The organism is Kutzneria sp. CA-103260 (assembly GCF_018263855.1).
Classification (GTDB): domain Bacteria; phylum Actinomycetota; class Actinomycetes; order Mycobacteriales; family Pseudonocardiaceae; genus Kutzneria.
The window spans coordinates 329,713-353,262 of the sequence record NZ_CP073318.1 but is presented as its reverse complement, the minus strand read 5'-3'; the positions used below and the strand labels follow the sequence as shown (position 1 = coordinate 353,262).

Sequence of the window (23,550 nt, the reverse complement as noted above, 5' to 3'; positions counted from 1 at the left end):
GGCTGCGGGGCCGGCAGGAGCACCAGCGCCGGAAGGGCCGGGCGGACGCGGAGGACCACCGGCGGACGGGGAGCTGGGCGGGCCCGGCGGACCACCGGCCCCGGGCGGACCAGGAGGTCCGGGCGGACGCGGAGGACCACCAGCGCCAGGAGGGCCAGGCGGACCTGGAGGACGAGGAGGACCGCCGACGCCGGGAGGGCCAGGAGGGCCCGGCGGGCGGGGTGGGCCGCCGATGCCGGGAGGGCCAGGTGGGCGAGGGGGGCCGCCCATGGGACCGCTCTGGGCGGGCAGGGGGTCGCGCTCGCCGACGTCGAGGTAGACAAGGGACTGGATGCGCTCCAGGAGGCTGCGCTTGGCGGGGGCTGGTTCCTCGGGCTCGGGCTCAGCGGCGGGAGGCGGCTTGGGGGCGACCTTCTCGCCGGTCCACTCCAGGAACTCACCGCACGAGCCGCAGAAGGAGTCGGCGTCACGGTTGTGGAAACCACAGCTGCGGCAGACGATCACGGGGCAACCACCTCCACCCGGTGCACGACGTGGGCCGGCTTGGCGGCGGACACGACGGCGTCGACGGCACTGACGGACACGGCCGACGGGTCGGCCACGGAAACACGGACGGCCAGGCGAGGATGGTCCTGGCCGGGGAACCCGGCCCCGGGGGTGACGGACCACGCGACGCCGCCGCTGTCGGCGACCTGCACGTGGCCGCCGGTGAGGACTTCGAGGTTGTCACGCAGACCGGAGACGGTGCCCCGCATGCGGTACATCTGGGCGGCATGGGCGATGGCGGCCCGCTGCCGGGAGACGGGCCACGACTCGTCCAGCTCCAGCCCGACCCAGCCGGCGAGCCAGCCGAGGAAGTCCTCGGGGGCCAACGCAGGGTCGAAGTACGAAGGCAGGCAGTCCAAAGTGGACAGGATCGGGGCGAGGACGTCGTCGAAGCCGGCGACGAAGCGGACGGTGAAGGGGTCCTCCTGGTAGATGCCGGGCAGCATCGCCGACAGGGGGACGGCGGTCGGAAGGCCGGGAACGGTGCCACGCATCAGGATTGCTCCACTCGGACCTGGTGGGCGAAGGAGAACACGAGGCTGCACGGGTCGAGTTCGATGCGGGGGCTCTCGGACTCGCGGACGCCGGTGACGGGGTTGGCACCGAAGAGGCGAACGTCTTCGACCATGTCCACGCCGCGGATGCGTTGGAGGAGGCCGAAGATCTCGCCGGCGGGGACGGGGCGGCCGAAGGGCCAGCCGGTGCCGTCGGGACCGCCGCTGATGGGATTCAAGTAGGCGTACAACGCCGAGAGGGCGTCGGAACGGACCCGAGAGGTGTCGACGCGGGGACGGGCGATGAGGCGGGCGACGACGGTGACACCGCGGTAGCGAGGCGGTTCGACGAGGACCCGGGTGCCGATGAGGCGGACCTGGTCGAGGTGGGCGGCGATACGGCGGAGCATGTCCTCGTCGGGGACGAGCTCGCCGAGTTTGATGCCGTCGGTCTCGGAGGCGGCGGGAACGACCAGGACCCGAACAGCGCCGGCCTGGACGTCGTCCTCGCCGGCGGTGACGCAGCGGACGCGAGCGAGCTCGGGGGCGATCTCGGCGACGATGGCCTCGTAGTCCTCGGCGGTGACGGCGCGGCTGCGGGTGCGCAACAGAATCGGGCCGCGAGCCTTGGCCTCGTCGATGGTCTCGGCGTCGACGCCGCCCTTGGCGAACTCCAGGTTCTCGAGGCGGTCCACGAACGGAATGGACGACTTGAGGGTGCGGATGGTGCCCTTGCCGACGTTGCCGAGCCGGCCACCGCCGGTGGCGTAGCGGCGGATGCGAACGGACTCGCCGGCTTCGGGGACGGCACCGTGTTGGCGGAGGCTGCCGTCGGCGTCACGGACGGCGGGACCGAAGGTGACGGTGCCAGCGACCTCGTCGAGCACGTAATGACGGTCGGTGGGACCGCTCCAGGCGAAACCGCTGACCTGACGCCACTCCTGCCAACCGTCGGACGAGCTGACCTCAACCAGGGGCGAGGCGACCCCGCCGAGCAGCGGGGAACGGCTCAGGTGGAACTGTTGCCCGGCAACGCCTTCGGACATGCCCAGCAGTTCGACGTCGACGATCTCGGCGTGGATGGCCGCAACGGTGCCACCGACGGTGGACGCGGACAAGCCCATGATGACCGGGGAGTCGCTGTAAGTGGGAAAGCCTTCGGAAACCTCGACAACACGGGCGCGCAGCCAGCCGGCGCGTTGTCCAATGAGGACAGATGCTTCGTGGTTGTCGGGAACGTGGACGAGGACACCGCCGGCCTTGTTCAGGGCGCCGGTGTCGTCCCGACTGACCAAGCACTCCGTCCAGCCGGCCCCGGTCCACGCGTCCCATACCAGCGGCGGCTGTTCGGGATGCACGCCGACACCCTCAACGTGGCAGTCGAAGTCCAGGCGTACGACGCAGCTCGGCACGGGATCGGTCAATCCGACCAACAGCACGTCGCCGACCTGCGGAACCGAACTGAAAGCCGGGAAGGAGCGGCCCAGCTTGAGTTCCTCGGTCCGTTCGACGGGAGAGTCGTCGTCCACCACGGTCGCGACCTGGCTCAGGGCGCACGGCACGATCTGGAGATCACGCCTGGTGCTGAACAGGATCGACTCCTCCAGGTCGGTGCGCGGGGTGGCGACGCTGGTGCCGGTGGCGACGCCGACGGAGGTGATGGCGGGCGCCGACAGCCAGAAGGTGACGGGAACCTCGGCGGGGGTGGCGGGGATCAGCCGCAGGCCGATCATGTCGAGGAACTTCACGTACATCCGGTCGGGCACCTGGTTGAGCCGGAACAGGAGCTGGTCGGTCATGTACGCGAAGGTCTCGATCAGCGTCACGCCAGGGTCGGACACGTTGTGGTCTGTCCACTCCGGACAGCGGCGCATCACCATCCGCTTGGCGTCGTCCACCAGGTCCTGGAACCGGCGGTCGTCGAGGTTGGGCACGGGCAGGGCCATCAGTAGTCACTCCCGTCCTCGGGGATGGTGTAGAACGGGAACACCAGGTTGCGGCGGTCGTTGGTGTGCTTGATCCGGTAGCTGATGTCGATGTAGAGCACGCTGCGGTCATCGGTGTCCGGCCGCACGTCGACCAGTTCGACGTCGACCCGGGCCTCCCAGCGCAGCAGTGCGTTGCGGACCTCCTCGGCCAGCTCGGCCGCCGTGGCGGCGTCGGCCGGCCGGAACACGAAGTCCCGCAGCCGGCTGCCGAACGCCGGCCGCATGGGGCGCTCGCCGGGATAGGTGGCCAGGATCAGCCGCATGGCCTGCTCCAGCTCCACCTCGCGGCGGACCAGCTCGATGCCGCCGCGCGGCGACACGCCCAGCGGGAACGCCCACCCGGCGCCGACGAAGTCCTGTGACACCACTGCCTCTTCTCAGTTCAGCTTGATCAGCGAGCCCTGCACCTCGACCACGGCCGAGCTGGAGATCTTGACCCCGGCCTGGCCTGACAGTTCGAGCTGCCCGTCGCTGGTGAGCTTCAGGCCGCCGGCGCCGGCCTTGATCTCGATGGAGCCCGCGCCGGAGCAGTCGATGACCAGCGAGCCGGCCGGGGTGCGGCTGGCCGGCGGGGCCGGTTTGCACGTCAGCGTCACGGTGCCGCCGACCTGGTCGATGGCCAGGCCCAGGTTGCCGTCGCCGGTGCCGAGCGTGATCGACGACGTGGTCGGTGGCGCGGCCCCGGGCGGTCCCGGCGGAAGGTCGTCCGCCAGCAGCAAACCGTTGCCGGCGGGCGAGGTGATGCCCCGCTTGACCACCGAGCCGGAGCCGTTGACCGCGGAGCTCAGCGGCTCGTAGGAGGAGTTGTCGTTGACCAGACCGCCGATCACGTACGGCCGGCGCGGGTCGCCGAACTCGAAGCCCAGCAACACTTCGTCGCCGACCTCGGGCAGGAACACCAGCCCGCTGCGCCGACCGGCCCCGAGCTGCACGACCCGGGCCCAGTCCGACTCGTAGTCCGGCGACAGCCAGGGCAGGGCGACCTTGACCTTGCCCTTGCTGTCCGGGTCGTTGGAGTTGGTGACCACCCCGCAGACCAGGCCCGACAAGCCAGGATGCTGTTGCGTGCCACCGGAGGCGAGTTTGAGCAGGGAGCGATCCTGCCGGCCGCTGACGTAGAACCGCGTGTGGTAGCCGTTTTCGGCGGGATCGAAGACGTGTTTGGCGTTGGTCACGGTCCAGCTGCCGGCGAACTGCTTGGGCACGTGCGCCACGGAAACCTTGACGCCGGCCTGAATGCGCGGGTCACCGACGGCAGTTCCCTCGGCCTCGGCGAAGGTGCTGGCGATGTGATCGGCCAAACCCTTCGCTGCCTCGTCGGCGGCGGAGTCGGCGGCCGAGCCGGTCGCGAGTGGACGGTCGACGACCACGAAGGCGGTGTTGCTGGGCGAGGAGCCGAAGTCGATATGCGGCAGGCCCGGAATCGGCGGCAGGGCCGGCAAGTGCGGCAGCGGCGGTAGCAGGCCGTCGGTGAACGAGTTGGCCAGCTGGCCGGGATCCTCGCCGTCGATCTGGGCGGTGCCGGTGGCCGCCGACGCGGAACCCACGGCCACCCGGGCCGATTTGGCGTCCCAGACCCGGACCTCGACGTCCGGCGTGATGTTCGCGGCGGAGATCCGAGGCAGGAAGGTGATCAGGTTGTCCTTGAACGTCAGCGTGGGCCCGGCGCCGATACCGGTGAGGCTGGACAGAGTGTCCAGCGCACCGCCGAGACCGCCGCTGGGCTGGCCGGAAGCCTTGCGGAAGAAGAACTCCCCGCCGACGACGCCGGTCTCGAAACCGATCTCCCGCGCCCGGGCGATCAGGAACTCCCAGTCGGTCTGGGCGACCTGGGCGATGTGGGTGTGGGTGGTGTCGGACTCGTCGATGGTGCCGACGTCCAGCCCGGCGTGGTTGGCGATCTGCCGGGCGATGTCGGAGTCCTTCATGTTGAGGAAGGTCCGGGTGCGGCGGGCCCGCTGCAGCCGGTGGGCCTTCTCGTAGCCGCGGATCACGGTGTATATCAGGGAGTCCGCGCAGATCGCCTCGATGGCGGTGACCTCACCCTTGATCAGCGAGGTGGTGCCGGTGCTGGTGGCGTCGCCGGCGAGGATCTCCACCGCGGCGCCGATGGCCAGGCCGGCGTCGTCGGTGACGGTGCCGGCTTCGTCGAGAAACGTCAGCTCGAACATGTCGGGCAGGTGCAGATGGGTGTCCACCACCGCACGCACCAGATTTCCCTGCACCAGCGGGGAAAGCGGCAGACCCACGACCGCGCCGGTCTTGATCGTCGGCCAGACGATCGCGGTGGACTGGCCGATCAGGCCGCCGGGCATCATCGCCGGCTCCCGGACGTCAGCTCGTCGGCGTTGGGCAGGTACACGGTGGTGCCGGGCCGCACGCGGGACGGGTCGTCGATGCCGTTGACCTCGGCGATCCGCCGCCACAGCGCGGGAGTCCCGTAGTTGGCGGTGGCGATGGACTGCAACGTCTCGCCCTCGCCGAGGGTGTGCGTGCGCCGGCCAGGCCGGCCGCCGGAGGTCGGGTTCATCGGCAGGCTGCCCAACAGGCTGGGAACCTCTTGCAGGGTCAGGTTCAGCATCGCGCGGATGGGGATGCCGGCCGAGGTGAAGCGCTCGTAGCTGATGTCGCAGCTGGTCATCCGCACGCTGTACATGAAGCCGATCATCGGCGGGCCCCACTGGAAGGTCAGCACCGGCGGCTCGGTCGTCAGGTTGGCGCCGGCCAGCGCGGCCACCATGCCGACCAGGTTGAGCGCGCTGCCCGGGGCCATCCAGCCCAACAGAGTGTCGCAGCGCATCTTGGTGGTCACGCCCTCCAGCTTCACCTCGTTGACGGTGATCTTGGAGTTGCGCACGTTCTGCGTGACCATGGCGTTGCTGCTGCCGTTGCTGGCGGTCGGCGTGGAGCGGTTGCCGTACGAGCCCTGCCGGGACATGCCGATCTTCTTCGGGTTGAAGTCGAACGGCACCACGCCGAAGTTGGCCGGGTCGGTGCAGCGCAGCATCGCCGGCACCCGCGCGCCGGCCAGCGCCGCGGCCCCGATGGCCGCGCCAGCCGCGATGTCGGCGGCGCCCGCGATGGCGCCCAGCGCCCCGGTCATAGGAACCCCTCGTGCACGAGTTGCAGGCTTTCGATGGCCACGCCGAGGGTTCGGGCGTCCAACTCGGGCCCGTCCCACTTGCTCGGGTAGACGTTGCGCAGCGTCCAGCTGGCCACCCGGGCCGCCTTGGCGTCGAACAGAGTGATGGTGGCGGTGCCCCCGCCGCCGCTGCTGTCGGCGTTCACCCAGCTCTGTGCCTTCTGGCTCAGCCACGCCTGCACGCGGGGCGTGTCCTGCGCGCTCATGGCCCGCTGCAAGGTGATCGGCGGGTATTCCAACTGGCCGGGCAGGTAGGTCGGGTGCTGGTAGTTGCCGCCCTCGTACCAGGGCTCGGGCTTGAAGTCCACGCTCAGTCCCGAGCAGCGCGCCCAGCCGCCGAGGTCGACGCCGTCGACCGAGACGTGGAAGCGGGTGACCAGGCCCAGCATGGACATCGGGGTCAGCGGCATGTCCTCAGCCCCCGTAGCTGACGTCGTCGTCGAGGAAGCCCTCGTGCACGATCTCCAGTGTCTCGATGGCCACGGCGCTGCCGCCGGCCTCGAAGTTGGCGATGGACCACTTGGCCGGCATGGCGTTCTTGAGGTGCCAGTCCAGCACCTTCTGGGTGGACGAGTCGTGCAGCACGATCTGGACCTCCATGCCGCCCTTGTGGTGGAAGGAGGTCTGGCTGAGCCAGTCCTTGACCTTCTGCGAGTCGTCCTTGGCGGCAGCCCGGGACAGCCGGACGTGGCTGTACTTGGTGGCGGCCGGGAAGTACCAGCGCTGGTTGCCGGCGTCGCCGGCCCGGTAGTCGGCGACGTCCCACGTCACGTCCAGGCCCTCGGCCTTGGTCCAGCTGCCCAGGTCGTGCTCGCCCGGTGTCACCTTGACGGTGAACCGGTTGGCCAGGCCGATCACCGACTGGTCGTTGAGTGGCATGTCTTCTCCCCTATCGGTAATCGCTCAGCTGGCCGGCGCGTTCCCGGTCGACCAGCAGCTCCAGCCGCAGCCGGCTGCGCAGGCGGGTGTAGAGCCGGGCCGACAGTTCCTCCAGGTCGAGGTCGTTGATGTCGACCTGGTGAGGTGTGGCGGCGGCAGTGGTCGTCGCGGCTGTGTGGGCGGCGGCGGTTGGCGGGGCGGACCGGGACTGCGGTGACTGGCTCTGTTGCTGGGTGGTCTGCTGCGGTTGTTGTTGGTGCTGCACGGTTTCCCGATGCAGGTGGTGGCCGTTGCGGCTGAGCCGGCCGAGCACGGCGGCCTCCAGGTAACCGGCGGTGGAGTCGGCCGGCGCGTCCTGCTCCTGATCTTGTTGTGGTTGCTGCTGTTGGACGGCCTGCTGCGACTGCGGCTGAACCGTTGCCGCGGTGCTCTGCGGCAACGGTCCGTGGGACGATTGGGTTGTCTGGGGTGTGACGCTCGGCGGGACGTGCCGCGCCGCCGACGGTCGCAGGCGCGACAACACCGCCGCTTCGAGGTAGCCGGCGGTCGGATCGGATTGGTCCTCTTGCTGTTGTTGCTGTGCCTGCGATTGCTGCTGTTGGCCTGGTGGTGGCAGGCCGAGGGCCTGGCGTTGTTGCGGGGTGAGCGAGGGGTTCTGCCACTCCTGTTGGACGACGCGGCGGGCCGTGTCGGTGGCGACGCGGTCGACCTCCTCACGGACCCGGGTGTCGATCACCTGCTGGGGCGGCGTCGAGGTGGTTGGCGTAGTCGTCGGCCCCGTGGTCGTCGGCACGGTGGTCGGGGCGAGCTGGGTGTGGGTGTCGGCGGTGAAGCTCGGAGTGAGCCGCGGGGCGTGGATCAGGGGCGGCGGCTCCGCCGCCTCGCCGGCGTAGAAGCGTTCCGCGGCAACGGCTTCCGCCTCCAGGGCCTGGCCGTGATCAGAGGATGGGGACGGCAGTGACAGGCCGAGGGTGCGCTGCTGGACCGCGTGCACGAGCTCGTGTGCGATCAGGCCGCGGGCCTTCGGCGAGGTCAGCGGGCCGGCCTCGTCCGGCAGATGCACCTTGCCGGCGCGGGTGAAGGCCCGCGCGCCGTGGGATCGAGCCTCGGCCGAGACCACCGGGCCGCGCACCACTGGCACGTCCGCGACCTCGACGTTGTGCGTCTGCCGCATGGCGGTGGCGAGTTCTGCTGGCACCGACTCATGGGTCACCGGGGCGGGCTCGTGCACGAGCGGGGCGGGTTCTTGGGCCACCGAGGCTGGTTCATGGATCAGCGCTGGGGCGGGCTCCTCAGGGGCCGGGTCGTCCGCAGCCGGCTGGGTCGCCGACGAGATCGGTGCGCCCAGCCCGAGCCGGCGGCTCTGGCCCAGATTCGCCCGCCGCTCCGGCTTCGGCCGCACCACCGGGGCCGGTGGCGGAGGTGGGGGCGGCGGCGGGGTTTCCATGATGGGCAAGGGAAGCCCCAGATCGGGCAGGCCGCCCGGCTCCTCGTTCTGCTGCGTCATCCAAGCCGGCGGGGTGTAGCGCAGCCAGGCCGGGGCGCGATGCGGAACCTTGGGCTCACGGGGCTCCGACACGTGCTGGTCGTCCACATAGGTCAGTGGGACCGGCTCGATCGGCGTCACGACAACGGGCCGTCGGCGGACCGGCCGGTGCACGACCTCGGCCGCCTCGCGATCGAACCGCACCGGTTTGATCACGGAGGCGATGCCCTGCACCGAACCGCGCAGCACCGGTTCACTGGCCGGCATCGGCTCGCGCCGGCCGGGCAGCGGCGGAAGCACCGGGGCCGGGCCGATCACCAGCGGCGCCTGCGCGCCGAAGGTGCCCGGCAGCGGCGGAAGCGCCGACCACTCCCGGTGCTGCGGGCGCTCGACGGCCACCGGCTCGGGGTTCCCCGACTCCGCGGCCCGCCTGCGAAACGGCCAGCGCATCCGCCCCTCCTCCCTGTTTGGGTGTCTCCAAGACCTACAAACCACCCGGAATCGGGTCGCCAACCGCCCCAAACACGGTCGGGGTTTGTAGTCGTCACCGGTGTCTCACGACGGAGTTTGTGGGTCTTGGAGACCCTCAGACTCCGGCGTTCTGGTCGGCCAGCTGGGTGTGGATCCTGCCGATCTCGGCGATCATCCGCTGCCGCACGGGATGCTCCAGGTCGAGGATCGACGCGAAGGTCCAGTGCAGGTAGTAGGCCACGTACGCGACTTCCTCCCAGATCCGGTCAGCCGCGCACGTCAGGATCCCCCCGGCGCATCACCGGCGATGTCAACCCCGAAGTCCTTGCCGCAGTGCGGGCAGCTCACGGCGACCTCGGTGTGGCCGTCCTGGTTGATCCGGCGGTACAGGTCCTGGAGGAACGCCAGGTCCGAGGCGAACAGGTTCTCGATAACGAACGTGTCCACGGCGGACAGCTCGCCGAGCTCGGTGACCGTGCGCTCCAGCAGCAGAACCGTGAGATACGCCGGGTTCTGCTTGGAGCGCTGGTCGGCCTGGGTGGTGATCTCGTCGCGGGCGGTGGCCAGGCGCATGATCCCGCTGCGGTGCACCCGGCCGTTCTCGTCGACGTAGCCGCGGGGCAGGGTGAACGGGTACTCGGTGCGCAAGGTCTCCTGCACGGCGGTCACGGCGCGACCCGCTGGATGTGCTCGCACACCAACGTCACGGTCTCCATCAGCACCTCGCTGGCGCCGGCCTTGAGGCCACCGATCTCCAGCTTGGACGGCCACGCGTGCTCGAGGTGGTAGCGGGCCACGGGCTTGCCGTCGGTGGAGTACATGACCAGCGAGCAGCTCTTGCGGGCGGCCACGATGTCGCCGTTGAGCACGGCCTCGTGCCACGCCCACAGCTCCATGCTGGAGTTCTTGCCGCGCTTGAGGACCAGGGTCGGCGGCTTGGTCTTGCCGGGCAGCTTCTTGAGCACCACGGCCTTGTCGGTAGACTCCATCAGCTCGACCGCCTCGACCTCGGTGGTGATGCCGAGCAGCTCGGCGAACGAGGCGATCTCGTAGCCGTCGATGGTGATGGAGAAGCGGGCCGCGGTGAGCGCGTCGCTCGGCTGGTTGGGACCGAGTCCGGAGGGCATCGTCGTATCTCCTTGGTGGACGGTTCGGGGGGACTACTCTTCGAGCGAAGCGCCCTCGGAGAACTGGGAAATGCGGAACACCACGAACTCGGCCGGCTTGACCGGGGCGATGCCCAGCTCCACGACGAGGATGCCGGCGTCGCGGCTCTCCGGCGGGTTGTTCTCCTCGTCGCACTTGACGAAGAACGCCTCGGCCGGCGTGCGCCCGAACAGCGCCCCGTCCCGCCACACCCGGCGCAGGAACATGGTGATGGTGCGCTTGACCGAGTCCCACAGCTTCGGGTCGTTGGGCTCGAACACGACCCAGTTGGTGCCCTGGAGAATGGACTTCTCCACGTAGTTGAACAGCCGCCGCACGTTGAGGTAGCGCCACTCCGGGTCGCTGGACAGCGTGCGCGCGCCCCACACCCGGATGCCCTGCCCGGGGAACGCCCGGATGCAGTTGACGGCCACCGGGTTGAGGGTGTCGTGTTCCCCCTTGGTGATGTTCAGCTCCAGCGTCACCGCGCCGCGCACGACCTCGTTGGCCGGGGCCTTGTGCACGCCGCGGTTGGCGTCGTTGCGGGCCCAGATGCCGGCCATGTGCCCGCTGGGCGGCACGAAGACCTGCTTGCCGGCCACCGGGTCGGCGACCTTGACCCACGGCCAGTACATGGCCGCGTACTTGGAGTCGTAGCCGGTGAAGTCCATCCGCCATTCCTTGACACGCTGGGCGTTCAGGCCGGGCGGGGTGTCCAGGATGGCCACGCGGTCGGCCATCAGCTCGCAGTGCGCGATCATGGCCAGCTGCACGGCCTTGACGTCGTCCAGCGAGATCCTGCCCTGCTGGTATGCGGCCATCAGGTCGGGCACGCACAGCATGGTGACGTTGTCGATGGCCTCCAGGCCGCCGAAGCCGGTGCGGTCGGCCGAGTCCCCGACGTAGTCGCCGGCGGACACCACGTCCGCGGCCCCGCCGGGCAGGGCCACCTCGCCCGCCTGCGGCACGGCCAGCGCCTTGCCCTTGGTGTCCTCGACGGTGATCAGCTTGGACTGCTGGCGCACCACGGTGACGACGTTGTTGGCGCCGCGCCGGGTGGTCACGTTGTCGAAGGTCTCGACCGGCTGCCCGCCCTGCTTCACCACCAGCTTGAACGTGTCGTCGGCGGGTTCGCCGGCCGGCTGCACCTCGACGCTGATCCCGGTCAGCTCGGGCTGGCGGGCCGACACGGTGAGCGCGACCCGACCGTCCACTGCGGACGGCAGCTCGGCGATCGGCGCGGTGTCGCCGGAAGTTCCTCCGACCCGCACCACATAGGCGGTGCCGCCGCCGTTGAGGAAGTAGCCGTAGACGGCGTGCGCGAGGTAGTAGCCCGGCACGAAGTCGCCGAACGACCGCTTGAACTGGGTCCAGCTGGTGACCAGGACCGGCTCGTCGACCGGCCCCTTCTCGGCGAATCCGACGAAGGCGGCGACCGCGGTCCCGACGGCCTCGATCGGCCTCGAGCCCGATGACACTTCCTCCATGTACACGCCGGGCGCGAGGTAGCTGCTTGGCATCGGGCCCTCCCTGACTGACACTGGCGACCACGCCATCGTGACCAATCGCGGGAAGCGTTCCCAGCGACCGCGGTGCGGGACTAAAGGCGACCGGGGCTGCACCTAGGGGCGAACGGCTCGGGGCCAAAGGGACGCCTGTCCGCCACTGCGATCGGCGGGATCGGCCACGGACACTCGGTGCTGTGATTGCCACCGTCGACCAGGCCCTGTGCGACCTGTTGCGGAAACGGCTGCCCGACGGCACCGCCGTTCTGCTTGGTGTCCCGACCGAACCGCTCGCCGCGGTCTCGCTGACCCTGTTCGGGTTGCGGGACGACACGCGGGGCCGGTCGGCCGGCTGGGACGACGTGCGGGACGCGGACGGCACGCTGCTCGGCCGGCGGCCGCCGACCCGCCGTTACGAACTGTCCTATGTGGTCCAGGCCCACGCCGCCGATCCCGAGACCGAGCACGACCTGCTCGGGCGGGCGTTGATCGCCCTGACCGACGAGGACACCGGCCTGGCCTACGAACTGCGGCTGGCCGATTCCCTGCCGTGTGAACGGGGTTTCCCGCCGCGGGCCGGTTTTGTGCTCACGGTGAACGCCGCGTACACGCCGCCGATCGACACCGACCTGGCCAAGCCGGCCGACGAGATGCATATGGCGGTGGCCAGAACGGTGCGGCCGCTGGTCCCCCCGGCCAACGCGAAACACTGGGCCCGCAAGCGGATCGAGGAGGCCTGATGAGCCCCGGCGCCAAACAAGGAGACCAGGTCGTCGGCACGGACACCCACATCTTCATGATCCCCTCCCCCGGCGGTCCGGTGCCGACTCCGCTGCCCAGTCCCTTCGCCGGCACCATCACCGGCGGGTGCAGCACCAACGTTGTGATCGGCGGCATGCCGGCGGCGACCGTGGGCAGCACGGCCACCAACTCGCCGCCGCACGTGCCGCAGGGCGGCCCTTTCCAGGTGCCGCCGACCAACCAGGGCACGGTGACCCAGGGCAGCGGCACGGTCCTGATCAACAACAAGCCGGCCGCCCGCGTCGGGGACCCGGTGACCACCTGCAACGACCCCGCCCCGGCCCCGACGAGCTCCATCGTCGGCGCGGGCACCGTGATGATCGGCGGTTGACATGACAGAGCCCTGGGAACCGTTCAGCCACAGCGAGACCGTCGGCATGGTCTACCAGCACGACAACACCAGCTGCTGGGCCGCCGGCATCGCCATGCTGGCCGGCTCCGACCTGGACAGCGTGCTCGGCGAGTACCGGGACGTGGCCATGACCTGGGACCGGATCGAGCCGATCGCCCTGCACTGGGGTGTGCGGGAGGTCTACCCGGCCTGCGGGCTGCCCTCGTACTGGGTGACCGAACTGACCGACCACGGTCCACTGTGGATCGTGATCAAGCAGGGCGGCGGGCACGTCAGCCACGCCGTGGTGCTCTACGGCATCTGGTCGGACGGCACCACCGCCGGCACCTGGATGTACTACAACGACCCGATCCACGGTCCGCTGCAACTGGACTACGACACGTTCGAGCGATCGTTCGAGCTGGGCGCGAACTCGCGCGCCAACATCTTCGCGACCCGCTAGGAGAGACACCGATGACCGACACCACACCACAGGTCAGCCAGGACCAGTTCGAGCAGGCGCTGCAGGCCGACGCCGGCGGCTTCGCCAGCTACACGGCCAGCGACCAGCTGGCCGGCACCGGCCCGGCCGCCGACACCATCGGCGGGGAGGGCGCCGCCGGCGTCGTCGACAGCATCGTCAACGTGGGCAAGACGGTGATCGAACTGATGCACAACACCGCCACCATCAACGCCACCGAGTACGCCAACGCGGTGCCGGCCGGGGTGGACCCGATGGCGCTGACCGGCTGGGCCAGCGAGCCGGGCAACATCAGCCTGCACTGGAAGGCCTCCAGCGAGTGGTGGCGGGTGTGGCAGGCCGACTACGACTTCCTGGTCGGCGTCTCCTTCTACTACGGCGCCAGCCACAACGGCGTCGGCCGCTACCTGGACTACGTCGCGCCGTGGATCCAGGTCAACTACCTGCCGCCGGACTTCTCCGTGGACGTGCGGGTGACCGTGCCCAACCACGCGATGAACCGCGGCGACGCCAACTCCGGGCCGATCGCGGCGCTGCCGTTCCAGCTCAACGTGACGCTGAACGGGTTCTTCTCCCACCTGGTCAGCTTCAACCAGCACTACAACGCCGAAGTGGTGGGCACCGGATCGGGGTACTGGCACTGACCGGGGTTTGTGGTCGTCAGCGACGACTCGGCCGGGGGTTTGCGGGTCTTGAAGACGCTCAAACCGTGGTGACTGAAGGGGCGGCCGTCCGCGCCGCCCCTTCTCCGCCGGACCACTCAGATCAGACCCTCCCGCAGCGCGTACGCCACCGCGTGCGGCCGGTTGCGCAGGTGGAACCGGTTGGTGATGTCGTGCATGATCGCCTTCACGGTGCGCTGCGAGTAGCACAGCTGCTCGGCGATCTCCTTGGTGGAGAAGCCTTCCGCGACCAGCCGCAGCACCTCGATCTCCCGGGCGGAGGTGCCGCCCAGGTGCAGGCCGCGCGGCTCCAGCACGTTGCGCTGCAGCCGGGCGACCCGGTCCAGCAGGCGGCCGAGCAGGTCGGGCGGCAGCGCGCCGTCGCCGGTGGCGACCGCCTGGGCCAGCCGCACCAACGCGTCGGCGCTGATCTCGCTGCGGCGGGCCACCGCGCAGACGCCGTTCTCCACCGCGGTGAGGATCTCGTTGTCGTCGATCTGGCCGGCGATCAGCGCGATCTTGGTGTGGCCGCCGCACTGCAGCGTGCGCAACAGCCGCACGGCCTGGTCGTCGAGGCGGTCGGCGACCACGAACACCACCGCCGATCTAGCCTCCTCGCTGTCCTCGTCCACCAGCCGGACCTCGGGCCGGGTTCGCAGCGTGACGGCGACGCCGCCCTGCAGGATCGGGTCCGTGGCCCGCACGAGCACCGGCACCCGGGTCAGCGTGGTCGCCGCCGTGTCGATTTCCATCTCGAATGTCTCCTTCGCTAGGCCGGACGCTCACAGGAGTGAGCACCCGAAGCTGGGAGACCCCTGGAGAACCTGGAACAACAACTTTTTCCGAGAAAATTTGGGCGACTTCGCTGGGTCACGAGATGACGGTCCACGTGACACTGACGGTGACGGCCTGGCCGTTGCTGGCGGTGAACGTCACGGTGGCGTGGCCGCTGTTGTCCGGCGCGGTCAGGGCGATGGTGACGGCAACCGAGCGGTCGGCCGCGATGCTGCCGGATAACGGTGTCACAGTTACGTTCTTGTCGGAGCTGGTCGATCCCCACGACAGCGCCGCACCCTTGGCCGACAGCGTCACGGCCTGCTTGCCACCGGTCAGGTCGATCCGGGGCGGCGTGACACCGAACGTGCCGGCCGGCGGTCGGCTGCTCGTCGACGTCGGCGGCTGGCTCGACGAGGACGGCGGCTGGCTGCTCGACGGCGGCGTCGTTGTCGTTGTTGTAGTGACGACAACAGTCCTGGGCGGCAGCACGACGATCCTCGTGGTCGTCGTCGTGACGGTTGTCGTCGGGTCGGTGGTCGTTGTTGAGGGCACAGACACCGGTACGGTCACGGGTAACGTTCCGGCCGTGGTGGTGGTCGGCGTCGGAGGCAGGGCCTCGCGCCGATCGGCCGCATGCGGGACGAGGGCGTACACGCCCAGCATCAGCAGCAGCGCGGCCACCGCGGCGATGGTGATCCACGGCGGCCGCCGCCACCGCGTCTGCCCGACCGGGAAGCCGTCCCGCCGGTACGGCCCGGCCCGCTCCGCCAGCCCCTGTCGGTAGCTGACCAGCTCCGGGTCGGCGTTCTCCTCGCTCACCTTGTCGGTGATCTCGCCGCCGGCGGCCAGCAGCGGGATCAGGGCCAGCAACTGCTTGGCGTTGACCCGCCGCCGCTTGTTCTCCCCGCACGTCTCGCAGGCGTCGATGTGCCGCGCGATTCGCTTGCGTAGCAAGGGAGTCATCCGACCATCCCAGCCGTGCAGCAGGTCGTCCAGCACGGCGCAGGCCTCGCGGCCGGTGCGGGCCACGATCAGCGCCGACAGGGACTTCTCGAACTGCTGCCGGGCCCGCGACAGCAAAGCGTTGGCGTGGTTGACCGAGACGTCCAGCGCCGCGGCCAGATCCACGCCGCTCAGGCCATGCTGCCCGGCCAGCTGCAGGACCTCCCGCTCGCTGGGATTGAGCCCCTCCACGGTGTCGTGGACCAGGCGGCGCAGCTCGTCCAGCCGCAGACCGCTGTCCACGTCCTCGGCGGAGTCCGGCAGGTCACCGGCCTCTTCGAGGGCGACCAGCCGGCGGTGGCCCCGCCGGCGGCGGTGGCACTCGTTGCGGGCGATCGCGTACAGCCAGGGGCGCAGCCGCTCCGGATCGCGCAGCTGGGCCACCCGCTCGGCCGCGACGATCAGGGTGTCGTGCAGGACGTCGGCGGCGGCGTCCCGATCCTGCAACTGTGAGACACAGTAGGTGTAGAGGGGGTCGGCGTACCTCTCGTAGAGCTCAGCCCACCCCTGCCGGTCGCCTTCCGCGATGGCGCCGACAAGCTGCGCGTCCTGCACAAGGGCAAACCTAGGGTCGATACGCCGGATTGACGATCGACCGGAGGGAGCCTTCGAATGCGGCCGAACCGCCGTTAGGGAAATCCCTATACAAGCGTCTAAGGGTCTCCGGGGAGCGCCACACCCCTTGACAGGTCTACGCCGTGACAGTGTCTATGCCGCGCGTTCCGCGCGGGGCGAGGCCGCTCGTGACCGGTGCCTTCCCTAGCCGGATTTCGACCGCCGCATCCGGCCCGGGTGGTGGGTTGCGTCGGCTGCGGCGATCGAAATCCGGCGACGGTCCAGGCACCGGCGCGGCCTCGCATTCAAACTATGCAGTGACCAGGCCGGTGCGCCAGGCCCAGGAGGCGATCTCGACCCGGTTCCGGGCGCCGATCTTGTTCTGCACCGAGGCGAGGTGGGTCTTGACCGTGGACAGGGACAGGAACAGCACGCCGGCGATCTCGGTGTTGGTCAGGCCGCGGGCCACCTCCCGCACCACGTCCTGCTCCCGCTGGGTCAGCAGGTCCAGCTCGGCGCCGGAGCCCTCGGGCGGGCGGGTGAAGTGCTGGAGCATGCGCAGGGTGATCTGCGGGGAGATCAGGGCGTTGCCGGCGGCGGCCGCCCGCACCGCCTCCACCAGCAGCGCCGGCCCGGCGTCCTTGAGCAGGAAGCCGCACGCCCCGTTCTCCAGCGCGGCGTAGACGTACTCGTCCAGGTCGAAGGTTGTCACGACAACAACCTTCATCGGATCGGCGACGCCCGGCCCGGCCAGCTGCCGGGTCACCTCCAGGCCGTCCACGCCAGGCATCCGGATGTCCACCAGGCACACGTCGGGCCGCAGCTCACGGGCCCGGGTCAGGGCCGTCACCCCGTCGGGCACGTCGGCCACCACCTCGATGTCCGGCTGGTTGTCGAGGATCATCCGGAACCCCACCCGGACCATCTCCTGGTCGTCCGCGATCAGCACCCGGACCGTCACTACCTCGTCCCCTCCAACGGCAGCTCGGCCAGCACCTGCCAGCCGCCGTCCACCTCGCCCGCCGAGAACAGGCCGCCCAGCAGCTCCACCCGTTCCCGCATGCCGACCAGACCGTATCCGCCCGATCCGCCGACCGGCACGACCCGTCCCCCGATGCCGTCGTCGCGGACCAGCAGCCGCAGCCCCGAAACTGTACGGTTCAGTTCAACCGTCACCTCGGTCGGCGCGTTGGCGTGCTTGTGCACGTTGGTCAGCGACTCCTGGACCAGCCGCAGCACCGACCGGCCGACCTCCTGTGGCACCGAGTCCGGCAGCTCCATCCGCAGCCGTACCGGCACACCGGCCTGCGCGGCCCGCTCGACGGCGGCCCGCACGTCGGAATCCAGGTCGGTGGTGGCGGTGTAGAGGGGCTCACTTTCGCGGAGTGTGCCGACCAGCCGGCGCATCGCGGTCAGGGCGTCGGAGCCGGAGTTGACGATGCCGGGCAGCAGCCGGTGCGCGGCCAGGGGGTCGTTCTCGGACACAGCCATCGCCGCTTGGGCCTGCACGACCATGCCGGTGACGTGGTGGGCGACCACGTCGTGCAGCTCGCGGGCCAGCTCCACCCGCTCGGCCCGCTGCGCGTCGGTGACGGCGGCGGTCAGTGCGCGTCGGCGCATGCCGTCCCGGGCCCGCAGGTAGATGGCGACCATCACGGCGATGCCGACCACCGCCACGCACAGCGCGAAGTTGAGCCGCGTCTCCGAGGAGTACAGGTTGGTGTTCTCGCGGAAGAGCAGGGCGAACGTGGCCGAGGCGCACAGCAGGCCGACCTCGATCACCGCGGCGACCGCGTCGGCGTGGAACACCACCGTCATGATGATGATCAGGAACGCCACGGTCTCGACCGGCGTCAGCGGGCTGAGGATCGTCGGCTCGTTGACGTGCAGCGCCCGCACCGCCACGGTGGTGACGCCGGCCGCGACGGTCGCGACCATGACCGCCAGCACCGGGCGCTTGATGCAGATCACCGCGGCCACGCAGGTCGGCAGGATGAGCAGCTGCAAGGGGAGCCCGGCCAGCCGCCAGCTGTAGAGCAGGAACGGCAGCGTCTGCAGCAGGTACACCGCGGCCAGGCCGAGCCCGATGAACAAGGGGGCACGCAGCGCCGTCAGCAGTCGGTCCACGAAGGACACACTACGGCCGGACACCCGCCCGCGACCTCGGCCGACCGGCTCGGCGCGGCATCGGTCATTCGGCCGATGGACGGCCCACAGTCCCGGTCTGCCCGGCCGAGGCGCACGAAGCCCCGGCTCCGGCACCGTCTCAACCCGACATCAACGATCGGGAGGGGACAACGGTGACTGCACCGGTGCTCACGGGGCGGGGCCTGACCAAGCAGTACGGCGGTGTGCACGCCCTGGACGGCGTGGACATCAACATCGCGGCCGGCGAGGTGCTGGCCGTGGTTGGGCCGTCCGGCTCCGGCAAGACCAGCCTGTTGCAGGTGTTGTCCGGCATCCTGCGGCCGGACAGCGGTGACGTGTTCCTGGACGGGCAGTCCGTGGGCACGCTGTCCGAGGCGGCGCGCAGCGAGCTGCGACGGACCGCGTTCGGCTTCGTGTTCCAGTCCAACATGCTGGTGGCCGAGCTGACCGCCGAGGAGAACGCCGCGCTGCCGCTGCTGCTGGCCGGTGTGCCGCGCCCCAATGCCGTTTCCACTGCCCGGGTCTGGCTGCACAAGCTCGGCCTGGACGGGCTGGCCGGGCGGCGGCCGGGTGAGATGTCCGGTGGGCAGGCGCAGCGGGTGGCCATCGCGCGGGCGCTGGCCCACCGGCCGCGGGTGATCTTCGCCGACGAGCCGACCGGCGCCCTGGACACCCGCACCGGCCAGGAGATGATGTCCGCCCTGCTGACCTCGGCCGAGGAGTCGAACGCGGCGGTTGTCGTGGTGACCCACGACGCCGCGATCGCCGCCCGGGCCAAGCGCCGGGTGGAGCTGAGCGACGGTCGCATCGCGCAGGAGGTCTACGCGGCATGAGCGAGCTTGCGAGCGAATCATTCAGCACAGCGTCTTTCGCGCTCGCGCTGCCGACGAAGGAGGCAGCGTGAGTGTGCTCCGGATCGCGTTTGCCGTGCTGCGTAACGACTCCCGCAGTCGGATCGGCACGGCGCTGGTCACCGTGGGCGTGGCTTTGGGCGTGTCGCTGGTGTTGTGGCTGGCGTCGGCGCCGCACGCGTTGCAGCAGCGGGCCGACCGGGTCGCCTGGCGCAGCACCGATCAGGCGGTGAGCCAGCAGGACAGCCGGGCCCAGCTGGTGGTGGCCAAGAACGAGGACCAGTTCGGCGGCCAGCTGATCGAGCGCTACGACGTGGCCAAGGCCCATCCCGAGAGCGAGCCGAGCCTGGCCCCCGGCCTGCCGCTGGTCCCGGGGCCGGGGCAGGTGCTGCTGTCGCCGGCCCTGGCCGATCTGGTCAAGGCGAACCCGCCGGAGAAGCTGGGCGACCGGTTCCCGGGACAGGTGGTCGGGCAGATCGGCGTGCAGGCGCTGGAATACCCGGAGGAGCTGGTGGTGATCGTCGGCCACGACCCGGGCACGGTCTACGGCTACGGGCTGCCCGGTTTCGCCGGCAACATCGGCCACGCCGAGGACAGCGGCGACCTGCTCTACCTGCTGTCCAGGATCGGCATGGTGGTGCTGATCGTGCCGTGTCTGGTGCTGGTGGCCTCGGCGGCGCGGCTGACCGCGACCCGGCGGGAACGGCGGCTGGCGGCACTGCGGCTGGCCGGGGCGACGCCGATGCAGGTGATCGCCATGACCGCGGTGGAGACGGTGATCGGGGCCGTGCTGGGCAGCGTGATCGCCGTGGCCGCGGCCGAACCGCTGAGCCATCTGACGGCGTTGATCCCGTGGGGCGGCGGCACCTGGCTGCCCAGTGACTTCACGTCCGGGCCGGGCTTTGTCGCCTTTGTCGCCGTGCTGGCGCCGGTTCTGGTTGGCGGGGCGGCGGTTCTGGGGCTGCGCCGCGTCGTCGAGCGACCGCTGACGGCGGCGGCCGAGCAGTCCCGGCGCAAGATCAGCACCGCTCGACTGTTGGGGCTGGTCGCCGCCGGCGCCGTGTTCGTGCTCGGCCTGTACGTCGCCACCCGGGGCTCCGGCCAGAACCGGTTCACCGTGGTGCTGATCGGCCTCGGCGCGGTCGGGGTGGCGCTGGTGCTGGCCGGGCCGCTAGTGACTTCGTTGGTGGGACGGCTTTTCGTGGCTCGCTGGCGCAAGCCGTCCACGCTGCTGGCCGGGCGACGGCTGCTCGGCGATCCGGTGGCGGCGTTCCGCGCGGCGGCCGGCGTGGTGGTGGCGGTGTTCGCCAGCTCGATGGCGTTGACCATGCTGCCCGGTGTCGAGGACCAGGTGCCGGTGTTCCAGGGGCCGTGGAAGGACTCGGCCATCGTGGCGGACTCGGTCGGGCGCAACACCGACCCGGTCGGCGAACTGCGGGCGCGGTTGGCCGAGCACAAGCTGGACGCCGAGGTGGTACCGCTGGTGAGCGGCTACCTGACATCCACAGTGGACAATTACCGGCAGAGCTACCAGACGATCATCGCGCCGTGCCAGGACGCGGCGAAAGTCGTCTCCGGACTGTCCGCAAGCGATTGCGTGGCCGGGCCGGCGGTGTACGTCCCGCTGGGTTCCAAGGACGCCGTGCGGAACGTGGAGTTCACACGGAACGCCCGGGTCCCCAACGACGCGCCGGTGGCCCAGCCGCTGCCGGCGTCCGTGCCGGTGCGCACGATCTCCGCCTCCGCGGAGCTGATGGTCATCGACCCAGCGGTGTTCCCAGACCTGGCCGCCACACCGACCGGGGCGGCGACCGTGACGACACCGTCCAATCGGGACGCCGTGTACACCGCGGTGGTTCGGGTGCTGCCGAACGTGCCGGTGGCCGACAACGTCCGGGACAGCAGCCACGGGGTCACGCGGATGGCCGACCTGCGTCGGGCGACGGCCATCGGGCTGGCGCTGATGGCTTTGCTGAGCGGAGCCAGCGCGGCGGTGGCCGCGGTCGGCTCGGTGATCGACCGGCGGCGCACGTTCGGCGCCCTGATCGCCGCCGGCACGCCGGTGCGGGTGCTCGCGCGGGCGTTGCGGCGCGAGGTCGTGCTGCCGGTTCTGGTGGCCACGCTGGGCGCCAGCCTGGCCGGTGTGCTCGTCGGCGTCGGATTGCTCGGCGTCGCCCGAGCCATCTCCGGCCGTGGCGAGGCTCTGCTCAACCTCTGGCTCCTCGCGCCGGCGGCCGCCGGCTTCCTGGTCGCGCTGGCCGCGGCCGCCGCGTGTGGACCGGTGCTGCGGACCTTCAGCGCCAAGGACTATGCGGCCGAGTGAGATGCGCTATCGTCGGGGGCGGCTCGCAGGGAGCCACCGGTCCGCGGAAAGGGCTCAGCCCGCCTGAGCGGTTCCCTGGTTTTGTTGCCGGTACCTCCTTTCAGCCTGGCGATGCGGACAGCAGGCGTGTGAAGGGAGGTCGGCATGCCGACCGTTTCGTTGCCCGACGACCCCAGCCTGGAACATCTGCGGCACCAGGCCCGTGCCCTGCACCGGGCAGTGCGCGCCGGGGACGCCGAGGCGCTGGCCCGGGTGCACCGCTCCTACGGGACCGTTGGTGAGTCGTTTCCGCTGGCCACGGCCCAGCTGGTGGTCGCCCGTGAGTACGGGTTCGCCAGCTGGGCCAAGCTCCGCCAACACCTGGACGTCATCGACCGCTACCGCTGGCCGCGGCGCACCGGCCAGCCGGTCGGGGGCTCGCCGTCGGACGAGTTCTGCCGGCTGGCCTGCCTGACCTACTCCCCCGAGGACGACCCGGCCCGCTGGGCCGCCGCCGTCCTGCCGGCGGAGCCGGACATCTGGGCCGCCGCGGCCGCCGGCGACGCTGACCGGGTCGCGCAACTGCTGGCGTCCGACCGGTCGTTGGCCCGGCGCGAAGGCGGCCCGCATCTGTGGGAACCGTTGTGCTACCTGGCGTACGCACGGGTCAGTCAACGCGATCCGCTGCGGACGGCGCGGATCCTGTTGGCAGCCGGGGGAAATCCCGACACCGGCTATCTGTGGGGCGGTCTGACCACGCCGTTCACCCTGCTCACCGGGGCGTTCGGGGAAGGTGAGCAGGGGCCGGTTCGGCAACCCCGGCATCCCCAGTCGCTGGAGCTGGCCGAGTTGCTGCTGCGGGCCGGGGCCGAGCCCAACGACGGACAGGCCTTGTACAACCGCATGTTCGGCGTCGACGACTCGCATCTGCGGCTGCTGTTCCGTTACGGCTTGGGCCGTGGCGAAGGTGGTCCGTGGCGGGCGCGGCTGTCCCTCCAGTCACCGGTGGAACTGGTGCAGGGCCAGCTGTTGTGGGCCGTGAGCCACAACCAGCAGGCCCGGGTCCAGCTGCTGGTGGAGAACGGCGTGGAGTTCCCCGACGGCGTCGTCCGGCTGGCGTTGTTGAACGGCAACAACGACATCGCCGCCTACCTGAAGTCCGCCGGCGCCCCGGCCCCCGCGCTGGATCCGGTGTCGGAGTTCGTGGCCGCCGTGTTGGGTGGCGGCGAAGCTGATCCGTCGATGGCCGACCAGGCTCGGGCCGCCCGGCCCGGGCTGGTGGTGTGGGCCGCCGCCAACGGCCGCCTCGACGCCGTCCGCCGGCTGGTCGAGCTCGGTTTCGACGTCAACGCCCTCGGCCGCGGCGACACGCCCATCGAACAGCCGTGGTCCACGGCCCTGCACCACGCCGCCGCCGACGGCAACCGACCCTTGGTCCTGCTGCTGCTCGAACTCGGCGCCGACCCCTCGATCCACGACGCCAGGTTCGACGCGACCCCCGCGGGCTGGGCCGAGCACGAAGGTCACCCCGAGCTCATCGAGCTGCTGACCCCGTAGCCAGGTCCTGCGCGAAGCCCTCGGTCATGCGCTGCAGGGCCCGTCGGTAGAGCCAGCCCGTGCCCGGCACCTTGGCCCGGAACGAGCTGCTCCAGTGGATGTCGGTGCCGCCGTCGGCCGGAGTGAGGTCGACGTCGGCCCGATAGCCGCGCAGCGCCAGCCCGGACAGCAGGGTGTAGCTGAACCGCCGGTCCGGCACGATCTCCACGACCTGTTCCCGCATGAAGTAGCGGCCGGTGCGGAAGTTTCGGACAGCGCCGACGGTCTCCCCGCCGTCGGCGCCGGCCCGCTCCAGGTCGAAGGTCTCGATCCGGCTCCACGACGGCCAGGTCGATCCGTCGCAGAGCAGGGCGTGCACCGCCGCCGGGCTGGCCGTGGTGTGCGCCCGGGCATCGACCCTCTTGGCTCCCATAACCCCTCCCCAGA

At 70.6% G+C, this 23,550-nt stretch carries 24 protein-coding genes; 7 read left to right on the top strand and 17 right to left on the bottom strand.

Going from position 1 to position 23,550, the window contains the following annotated elements; genetic code table 11:
• Window positions 1–500 precede the first annotated feature (500 nt).
• The 12 genes from JJ691_RS01560 to JJ691_RS01510 form a co-directional block, all read right to left on the bottom strand.
• A complete protein-coding gene (locus JJ691_RS01560) occupies window positions 501–1,040 on the bottom strand; it encodes a phage tail protein I (RefSeq protein ID WP_211766996.1) in 540 nt (179 codons plus the stop codon).
• Entirely contained in the window at window positions 1,040–2,986 is a 1,947-nt protein-coding gene (locus tag JJ691_RS01555; protein WP_211766995.1) for a putative baseplate assembly protein, read from the bottom strand. The genes JJ691_RS01560 and JJ691_RS01555 overlap by 1 nt, the downstream gene beginning before the upstream one ends.
• On the bottom strand, window positions 2,986–3,393 hold the full coding sequence (locus tag JJ691_RS01550; protein ID WP_211771218.1) for a GPW/gp25 family protein: 408 nt from the start codon (window positions 3,391–3,393) through the stop codon (window positions 2,986–2,988). Before JJ691_RS01550 ends, JJ691_RS01555 begins: the two co-directional genes overlap by 1 nt.
• Window positions 3,394–3,405: 12 nt before the next feature.
• Window positions 3,406–5,346 carry a phage baseplate assembly protein V gene (locus JJ691_RS01545; protein WP_211766994.1) on the bottom strand — a complete coding sequence of 647 codons (1,941 nt, stop codon included), beginning with the start codon at window positions 5,344–5,346 and terminating at the stop codon, window positions 3,406–3,408.
• The gene (locus JJ691_RS01540) at window positions 5,343–6,131 is read right to left on the bottom strand and encodes a LysM peptidoglycan-binding domain-containing protein (RefSeq protein WP_211766993.1); all 789 of its coding nucleotides are present in this window, start codon (window positions 6,129–6,131) and stop codon (window positions 5,343–5,345) included. Before JJ691_RS01540 ends, JJ691_RS01545 begins: the two co-directional genes overlap by 4 nt.
• Window positions 6,128–6,580, bottom strand: coding sequence for a phage tail protein (locus tag JJ691_RS01535; RefSeq protein WP_211766992.1), 453 nt, complete (start codon window positions 6,578–6,580; stop codon window positions 6,128–6,130). Before JJ691_RS01535 ends, JJ691_RS01540 begins: the two co-directional genes overlap by 4 nt.
• Before the next feature lie 4 nt (window positions 6,581–6,584).
• Complete coding sequence (locus tag JJ691_RS01530) at window positions 6,585–7,049, bottom strand: phage tail protein (RefSeq protein WP_211766991.1); 465 nt, start codon at window positions 7,047–7,049, stop codon at window positions 6,585–6,587.
• Window positions 7,050–7,059: 10 nt separating this feature from the next.
• The gene (locus tag JJ691_RS01525; RefSeq protein ID WP_211766990.1) at window positions 7,060–8,985 is read right to left on the bottom strand and encodes an eCIS core domain-containing protein; all 1,926 of its coding nucleotides are present in this window, start codon (window positions 8,983–8,985) and stop codon (window positions 7,060–7,062) included.
• A gap of 136 nt (window positions 8,986–9,121) precedes the next feature.
• Entirely contained in the window at window positions 9,122–9,268 is a 147-nt protein-coding gene (locus JJ691_RS52875) for a DUF6760 family protein (protein ID WP_331474454.1), read from the bottom strand.
• Between the two features lie 17 nt (window positions 9,269–9,285).
• Window positions 9,286–9,675 carry a phage tail assembly protein gene (locus JJ691_RS01520; protein WP_249227614.1) on the bottom strand — a complete coding sequence of 130 codons (390 nt, stop codon included), beginning with the start codon at window positions 9,673–9,675 and terminating at the stop codon, window positions 9,286–9,288.
• On the bottom strand, window positions 9,672–10,133 hold the full coding sequence (locus JJ691_RS01515) for a phage tail protein (RefSeq protein ID WP_211766989.1): 462 nt from the start codon (window positions 10,131–10,133) through the stop codon (window positions 9,672–9,674). The genes JJ691_RS01520 and JJ691_RS01515 overlap by 4 nt, the downstream gene beginning before the upstream one ends.
• A gap of 33 nt (window positions 10,134–10,166) precedes the next feature.
• Window positions 10,167–11,672, bottom strand: coding sequence for a phage tail sheath family protein (locus JJ691_RS01510; protein WP_211766988.1), 1,506 nt, complete (start codon window positions 11,670–11,672; stop codon window positions 10,167–10,169).
• Window positions 11,673–11,854: 182 nt separating this feature from the next.
• On the opposite strand from JJ691_RS01510, the gene JJ691_RS01505 reads away from it, so the two are divergent.
• Genes JJ691_RS01505 through JJ691_RS01490 form a run of 4 tightly spaced genes read left to right on the top strand, consistent with a single transcriptional unit; the run spans window position 11,855 to window position 13,914 of the window.
• Window positions 11,855–12,397 carry a Pvc16 family protein gene (locus tag JJ691_RS01505; protein ID WP_211766987.1) on the top strand — a complete coding sequence of 181 codons (543 nt, stop codon included), beginning with the start codon at window positions 11,855–11,857 and terminating at the stop codon, window positions 12,395–12,397.
• A complete protein-coding gene (locus tag JJ691_RS01500) occupies window positions 12,397–12,789 on the top strand; it encodes a PAAR domain-containing protein (RefSeq protein ID WP_211766986.1) in 393 nt (130 codons plus the stop codon). Before JJ691_RS01505 ends, JJ691_RS01500 begins: the two co-directional genes overlap by 1 nt.
• Before the next feature lies 1 nt (window position 12,790).
• Window positions 12,791–13,252, top strand: a complete 462-nt coding sequence (locus tag JJ691_RS01495) for a papain-like cysteine protease family protein (protein WP_211766985.1) — start codon at window positions 12,791–12,793, stop codon at window positions 13,250–13,252.
• 11 nt (window positions 13,253–13,263) lie between these two features.
• Window positions 13,264–13,914, top strand: coding sequence for a hypothetical protein (locus JJ691_RS01490; RefSeq protein ID WP_211766984.1), 651 nt, complete (start codon window positions 13,264–13,266; stop codon window positions 13,912–13,914).
• Between the two features lie 116 nt (window positions 13,915–14,030).
• Here the strand turns inward: JJ691_RS01490 and JJ691_RS01485 are convergent, their stop codons facing one another.
• The 4 genes from JJ691_RS01485 to JJ691_RS01470 all read right to left on the bottom strand — a co-directional run bounded on the left by JJ691_RS01485 (window position 14,031) and on the right by JJ691_RS01470 (window position 18,393).
• Window positions 14,031–14,684, bottom strand: coding sequence for a helix-turn-helix transcriptional regulator (locus JJ691_RS01485; protein ID WP_211766983.1), 654 nt, complete (start codon window positions 14,682–14,684; stop codon window positions 14,031–14,033).
• Window positions 14,685–14,802: 118 nt separating this feature from the next.
• Complete coding sequence (locus JJ691_RS01480; RefSeq protein WP_211766982.1) at window positions 14,803–16,266, bottom strand: sigma-70 family RNA polymerase sigma factor; 1,464 nt, start codon at window positions 16,264–16,266, stop codon at window positions 14,803–14,805.
• 310 nt (window positions 16,267–16,576) lie between these two features.
• On the bottom strand, window positions 16,577–17,227 hold the full coding sequence (locus JJ691_RS01475) for a response regulator (protein ID WP_256449356.1): 651 nt from the start codon (window positions 17,225–17,227) through the stop codon (window positions 16,577–16,579).
• Complete coding sequence (locus tag JJ691_RS01470; RefSeq protein WP_211766981.1) at window positions 17,227–18,393, bottom strand: sensor histidine kinase; 1,167 nt, start codon at window positions 18,391–18,393, stop codon at window positions 17,227–17,229. Before JJ691_RS01470 ends, JJ691_RS01475 begins: the two co-directional genes overlap by 1 nt.
• Before the next feature lie 173 nt (window positions 18,394–18,566).
• Here JJ691_RS01470 and JJ691_RS01465 point away from each other — a divergent pair, with 173 nt between their 5' ends.
• The 3 genes from JJ691_RS01465 to JJ691_RS01455 all read left to right on the top strand — a co-directional run bounded on the left by JJ691_RS01465 (window position 18,567) and on the right by JJ691_RS01455 (window position 23,124).
• Window positions 18,567–19,247: an ABC transporter ATP-binding protein gene (locus JJ691_RS01465; protein WP_249227613.1), complete on the top strand. Its 681-nt coding sequence runs from the start codon at window positions 18,567–18,569 to the stop codon at window positions 19,245–19,247.
• Window positions 19,248–19,314: 67 nt separating this feature from the next.
• Window positions 19,315–21,588 (top strand): FtsX-like permease family protein, encoded by a 2,274-nt coding sequence (locus JJ691_RS01460; RefSeq protein WP_211766980.1) that lies wholly within the window; start codon window positions 19,315–19,317, stop codon window positions 21,586–21,588.
• A gap of 144 nt (window positions 21,589–21,732) precedes the next feature.
• A complete protein-coding gene (locus JJ691_RS01455; protein ID WP_211766979.1) occupies window positions 21,733–23,124 on the top strand; it encodes an ankyrin repeat domain-containing protein in 1,392 nt (463 codons plus the stop codon).
• Here JJ691_RS01455 and JJ691_RS01450 read toward each other — a convergent pair.
• Window positions 23,102–23,536, bottom strand: coding sequence for an SRPBCC family protein (locus JJ691_RS01450; protein WP_211766978.1), 435 nt, complete (start codon window positions 23,534–23,536; stop codon window positions 23,102–23,104). The genes JJ691_RS01455 and JJ691_RS01450 overlap by 23 nt on opposite strands.
• Window positions 23,537–23,550 lie beyond the last annotated feature (14 nt).

Coding starts and splice junctions, on each gene's coding strand:
- JJ691_RS01560 (WP_211766996.1), bottom strand. CDS start 1,040: ATGCGTGGCACCGTTCCCGGCCTTCCGACCGCCGTCCCCCTGTCGGCG.
- JJ691_RS01555 (WP_211766995.1), bottom strand. CDS start 2,986: ATGGCCCTGCCCGTGCCCAACCTCGACGACCGCCGGTTCCAGGACCTG.
- JJ691_RS01545 (WP_211766994.1), bottom strand. CDS start 5,346: ATGATGCCCGGCGGCCTGATCGGCCAGTCCACCGCGATCGTCTGGCCG.
- JJ691_RS01540 (WP_211766993.1), bottom strand. CDS start 6,131: ATGACCGGGGCGCTGGGCGCCATCGCGGGCGCCGCCGACATCGCGGCT.
- JJ691_RS01535 (WP_211766992.1), bottom strand. CDS start 6,580: ATGCCGCTGACCCCGATGTCCATGCTGGGCCTGGTCACCCGCTTCCAC.
- JJ691_RS01530 (WP_211766991.1), bottom strand. CDS start 7,049: ATGCCACTCAACGACCAGTCGGTGATCGGCCTGGCCAACCGGTTCACC.
- JJ691_RS01525 (WP_211766990.1), bottom strand. CDS start 8,985: ATGCGCTGGCCGTTTCGCAGGCGGGCCGCGGAGTCGGGGAACCCCGAG.
- JJ691_RS01515 (WP_211766989.1), bottom strand. CDS start 10,133: ATGCCCTCCGGACTCGGTCCCAACCAGCCGAGCGACGCGCTCACCGCG.
- JJ691_RS01510 (WP_211766988.1), bottom strand. CDS start 11,672: ATGCCAAGCAGCTACCTCGCGCCCGGCGTGTACATGGAGGAAGTGTCA.
- JJ691_RS01500 (WP_211766986.1), top strand. CDS start 12,397: ATGAGCCCCGGCGCCAAACAAGGAGACCAGGTCGTCGGCACGGACACC.
- JJ691_RS01495 (WP_211766985.1), top strand. CDS start 12,791: ATGACAGAGCCCTGGGAACCGTTCAGCCACAGCGAGACCGTCGGCATG.
- JJ691_RS01490 (WP_211766984.1), top strand. CDS start 13,264: ATGACCGACACCACACCACAGGTCAGCCAGGACCAGTTCGAGCAGGCG.
- JJ691_RS01485 (WP_211766983.1), bottom strand. CDS start 14,684: ATGGAAATCGACACGGCGGCGACCACGCTGACCCGGGTGCCGGTGCTC.
- JJ691_RS01455 (WP_211766979.1), top strand. CDS start 21,733: ATGCCGACCGTTTCGTTGCCCGACGACCCCAGCCTGGAACATCTGCGG.
- JJ691_RS01450 (WP_211766978.1), bottom strand. CDS start 23,536: ATGGGAGCCAAGAGGGTCGATGCCCGGGCGCACACCACGGCCAGCCCG.